This window comes from Campylobacter coli LMG 9860, assembly GCF_000254135.1.
Taxonomy (GTDB): Bacteria; Campylobacterota; Campylobacteria; order Campylobacterales; family Campylobacteraceae; genus Campylobacter_D; species Campylobacter_D coli.
In genome coordinates, this window is sequence record NZ_AINS01000096.1 from 1 (window position 1) to 4057 (window position 4057).

General features: G+C 27.8%; 5 protein-coding genes. All 5 read right to left on the reverse strand.

Features of this window, described 5'->3' with window-relative positions:
- Nucleotides 1-234: hypothetical protein (locus CCO88_RS09000; protein WP_002840375.1), on the reverse strand; the 234-nt coding region annotated here is incomplete at its 3' end.
- 54 nt (nucleotides 235-288) lie between these two features.
- Nucleotides 289-510 (reverse strand): hypothetical protein, encoded by a 222-nt coding sequence (locus tag CCO88_RS09005; protein ID WP_002823769.1) that lies wholly within the window; start codon nucleotides 508-510, stop codon nucleotides 289-291.
- Nucleotides 494-988 (reverse strand): hypothetical protein, encoded by a 495-nt coding sequence (locus CCO88_RS09010; RefSeq protein ID WP_002840377.1) that lies wholly within the window; start codon nucleotides 986-988, stop codon nucleotides 494-496. Before CCO88_RS09010 ends, CCO88_RS09005 begins: the two co-directional genes overlap by 17 nt.
- Before the next feature lie 16 nt (nucleotides 989-1004).
- On the reverse strand, nucleotides 1005-1919 hold the full coding sequence (locus CCO88_RS09015) for a ParM/StbA family protein (RefSeq protein WP_002840379.1): 915 nt from the start codon (nucleotides 1917-1919) through the stop codon (nucleotides 1005-1007).
- Nucleotides 1920-3056: 1137 nt separating this feature from the next.
- A complete protein-coding gene (locus tag CCO88_RS09020; RefSeq protein WP_002840381.1) occupies nucleotides 3057-3488 on the reverse strand; it encodes a hypothetical protein in 432 nt (143 codons plus the stop codon).
- Nucleotides 3489-4057: the final 569 nt, after the last annotated feature.

Here is a 4057-nt window from a genome sequence, read left to right on the forward strand (position 1 = left end):
TTCAAAAGCTTTAACAATAAGCTTTTCTTCATGAAAGAAATTTCTTTCATGTGGCTTGTTTTTATAAATTGTATAAACTTTTTTAAGATCTTCTTTGTTTATGTAATTTTTCCAATTTATCTTCTCAATTTTTATTTCATTCTGTTTTGCAAAATCACAAAAACAAGTTCTTCTTTCACTAAATGGTATGATTTTTACAATCGCAATATAATCATCAGTATTAAAAGTTTTCATATATTCTCTTTTACATCATAATATGTACTTAAAGCAATTTGTGTGCTGAATATCCTAATAAGGAAATTCAACTTTTTCTTCACGCTTTGCTTCTATTCTAATCTCGCCTTCTTCAATGTGTCCATTAAAAAAAGTATAGAAAAATACTTCATCTCTCCATAACATTGTAAGAGCAGCTTCAATAGCTTTTTCTTGCATGTCTTTTGGAACTCTTTGCCATTTCTTGTAAGTATTCTCATTCATTGGAACTTCTACATTTTTAATTTCTTGATTCATTTTTTTCTCCTTTGTTAAAATTATCATTGATATTATTGTTAATATCTCTACTTTTAAAAAACTCTTCCCTAGCTTTTTTAACTTCATCTTTGACCTTATTTTCAAAATAAAAAAGATAGTTTAAACAAGTTTCACCTGTATAATTATTCTCATAGCATAAATTAAAACCAAAAGTATTAGGTATAGAACTAAATTGTTCTTTGATTTTATCTTTAAATCTTGGATCGATTTTGTTTTCTATAGTTTGTATATAGTTTTGAACAGCTTCTTTTTTGGCACTATTTTCTTTATAATAAAAAGCATCATAAAACTTATAACTCGCAAAAATGAAAATAAGCGATAAACATATTAAAATCATTCTGCTTGTAAAGTTTAATTCTTCTTCAAGAGATTTCCATAGAAAAAAACATATTATAGCTATAAAAATTAGAATAAAAAGAAAATATCTAACATCCATATTAAGAATTAAAGAAAGCATTATCTATCTCCTTACCTTAGTTTTCAAAAGCACCTTTATAATAACCTCTAACATTTGAAAATTCATGCGGACTAGGTGCTAAAATAATATTTGGGTGCGTTTCTTTTATATATTCTTGATCTAAGAAATAAGCACCGCCTCCGCCTATAATAACGCCATCAGAACGCATCATCAAATCACCACACTTATTAGCAAATTCATCTAATACAAAATCAATATATCTTTCAGTCATGGATTTAATTTCATCTTTGAAATCAATTACTTTACCAGCAATTTTAACTTCCTTATTTAAGAATACTTTCTTAGCTTCTTGCTCACTAAAATCTACTCTAAACTCTCTTGTTAATATTTTTTGTAAATCTACTATAATACGATTTGCTCCGCCTTGATTTGCAAAACAAAGATCTGATCTTGGCTCTTTATCTTCAAAAACCAAAAAGTCTAAAGTGTTATAGCCTATATCAATTACACCCACAAGACTATCTTCATGATTTGGATATTCTAAAAATATACCCTGCCCTTGTGCAAATAAAAATACACTTGGTTCAAGATGAATCTTATTAATTGTAAAATTTTCTATCACTTCTTTAAAATCATTTGCACTATGATAATTTAAAATAGAAAGTCCTGTTGCTATTTCAATAGGTTGTGATAAATCTACTCCTGTTTGATTAAGAGCATGAAAAACTAACAAAGGAGAGTATTTATTTAAAAAATTAAAACCCCTAGTTGCTATAGCATTTGTAATTGCTTTTTCCCCTACTCTATATTGAGTTCCATTGTAGGTATATACATCTGTTTTTGTTTCAGATAAATCTACTTGAGCTTGTCTCACCTCAGAAACAGCTGATGGAAATTTTAAAGTTTTTCCATTGAAGAATACTTTTGTATCTCCATATCCTATATCAATGGCAATTTTTTGTGTTGACATTATTTACTCCTTTTTTTGGTAAAAAATTGTTTTTTAACTTATATATAATTATATTACATATTTTTTAAAATTTGTAATAAATATATAATATAATTGTATAAAAAGAAACATAAAATAAACATAAAAAACAACTTAATTATACTTTTTTTGGAATAAATCACACTTTATTTTCAACTTGACTACAACTTAACTACAATTTGAGTGCAACTTGACTACAACTTGAGGGCAAAAAAACGCTACTTGATAAACTGCATTTTATTTTCAACTTAACTACAACTTAACTACAACATAACTACAACTTGAGTGCAACTTTATTGCAATTATTTTCAACTTAACTACAACTTGAGTTCAACTTTATTACACTTCGACTACAAAAATGTGAAAATTTGCATGTTTTTTGAAGTAAAAGTGTAGTTAATATGTAGTTAATGTTATTTTTACTATAACTTGAGTGCAACTTTATTACAACTTAACTACAAAAAAGAGTTTATTTAAAATACTATTTTATAGGGTTTTTAATATTAATTTAATTTTTATTGTTTAAAAAAATATACTAAAAAGTGTAATAAAAAAATAAAATATCAATATTCAGGGCTTATTATGCTAAAACCCTTATTTTTAGGCTCTTTTGCTTTTTTGAAAAAAATGTAAAAAGTTGAGCCAATGGACATAATGCAATAATATAGCCTAAATATAGGCGTTTAAAGCTTATTGTTGTAGGCAAATTATGCTAATGTTTTACCGACATTTTGCGATTTGTAAAAAGCTTTTAAAATATCTATTTTGTAGGTTTTTAAGCATTATTGATAATCGAGTTATTGTGTAAGATTTTTGGCAAAAATAGACTTTAGAGCTAAAAACTGCAAAATTTTCTTCATGGCGTGTATTTTTGATTGTGCTTGATTTATAGCGATAATATGAGAGCTAGGGCTTATTTTAGAAGTTCTTGCGAATTTTCAAAAATGCTTTGCAGTTTTGAAATGGACTGTGGTTTTTGTTTTGTGTTGCGGTTTTTGTAGGTTTTTTGTGTTTTTTTGATTGCAAGTGGGTATCTTGAATGGATATAGGGTTTAAAATGACAGAATTAGCCTTTAAAAGGCTAAAATGATTTTTTTAATGGTTTTTATCGTTTTAGGGTTATTTTTTTGATTTTTGGGCGTTTTTTGAAAGAATATCGATTAGTGTTTCAAAATCTTGGATTTCTGATTTGGTGATTTTGAATTTGTCTTTGAGTGTTAGAAACTGATAGGCTGAAACTATATCAAGCTTTGGGTATTTGGCTTGTAAATCGATAATGCTCTCATGGTTTTTAACTCTTTTTAGTTTGGCAATAAAAGTGTTTTTTGTTTTTTTGATATAAGCAATAACAGCAGGTGTCATTTTGCTTTTGTTTTCATCTGTTTTGCCATAGATTGAGAGTATGAATGCTAGGCAACTGCTTTTGTTGATAAAGATGCTAGTGTCTTTGGCGTTGTGAATTATTTTGTTTAGGTATATTTTGGTAAACCAAGTTTCTATAGCTTTGTATATTCGATTTTTTGCGTTTGGTTTTGTATCTGTCTTAGGCATAAATGCTCCTATGTATTTGGTAGTTTTGTGGAATTATACCGTATTTTTATTAAACTTGGGTAGTAAATAAGTGTTTTTATATGTGGGGTATAGTTTATATCAAAAGTGGTTGGAAATAAACAGGGATTTAGGATTGAAATAGTGGTGAGAAAAAGGCAATAAATGAGGTGATAAATGAGAGAAAGAATGAGTATAAAGGCTATAAGGATTTGTGTTAAGGATAGCGTTAAGATGAGATTTGAATGCGTAGAATGCAAGATAGGGAGGAATGGGAGATGGGTATAAAGGGGGTGATAAATGAGGGGATAAATGATGAAAATTATTCAATGAAATGTAGCGGATAAAGAAGGGGGAATAAATGAGGTGATAAAGGGCGAGAAGAAAGCTTTTCTATTTAAGGGGGTGAAACGGTTTAGCTTGGGTATAAAAATGGCAATATTATTAACGAAGTTAATGAATGTTGGGTACAAAAATTTTTTAGGTGCAATATTAAAAAAAAGACAAATCGCAATAAGCTATGCTATAAAGTCCTTAAAAATAGGAATTTTTTGCTTTAGGTTAGGTACAAA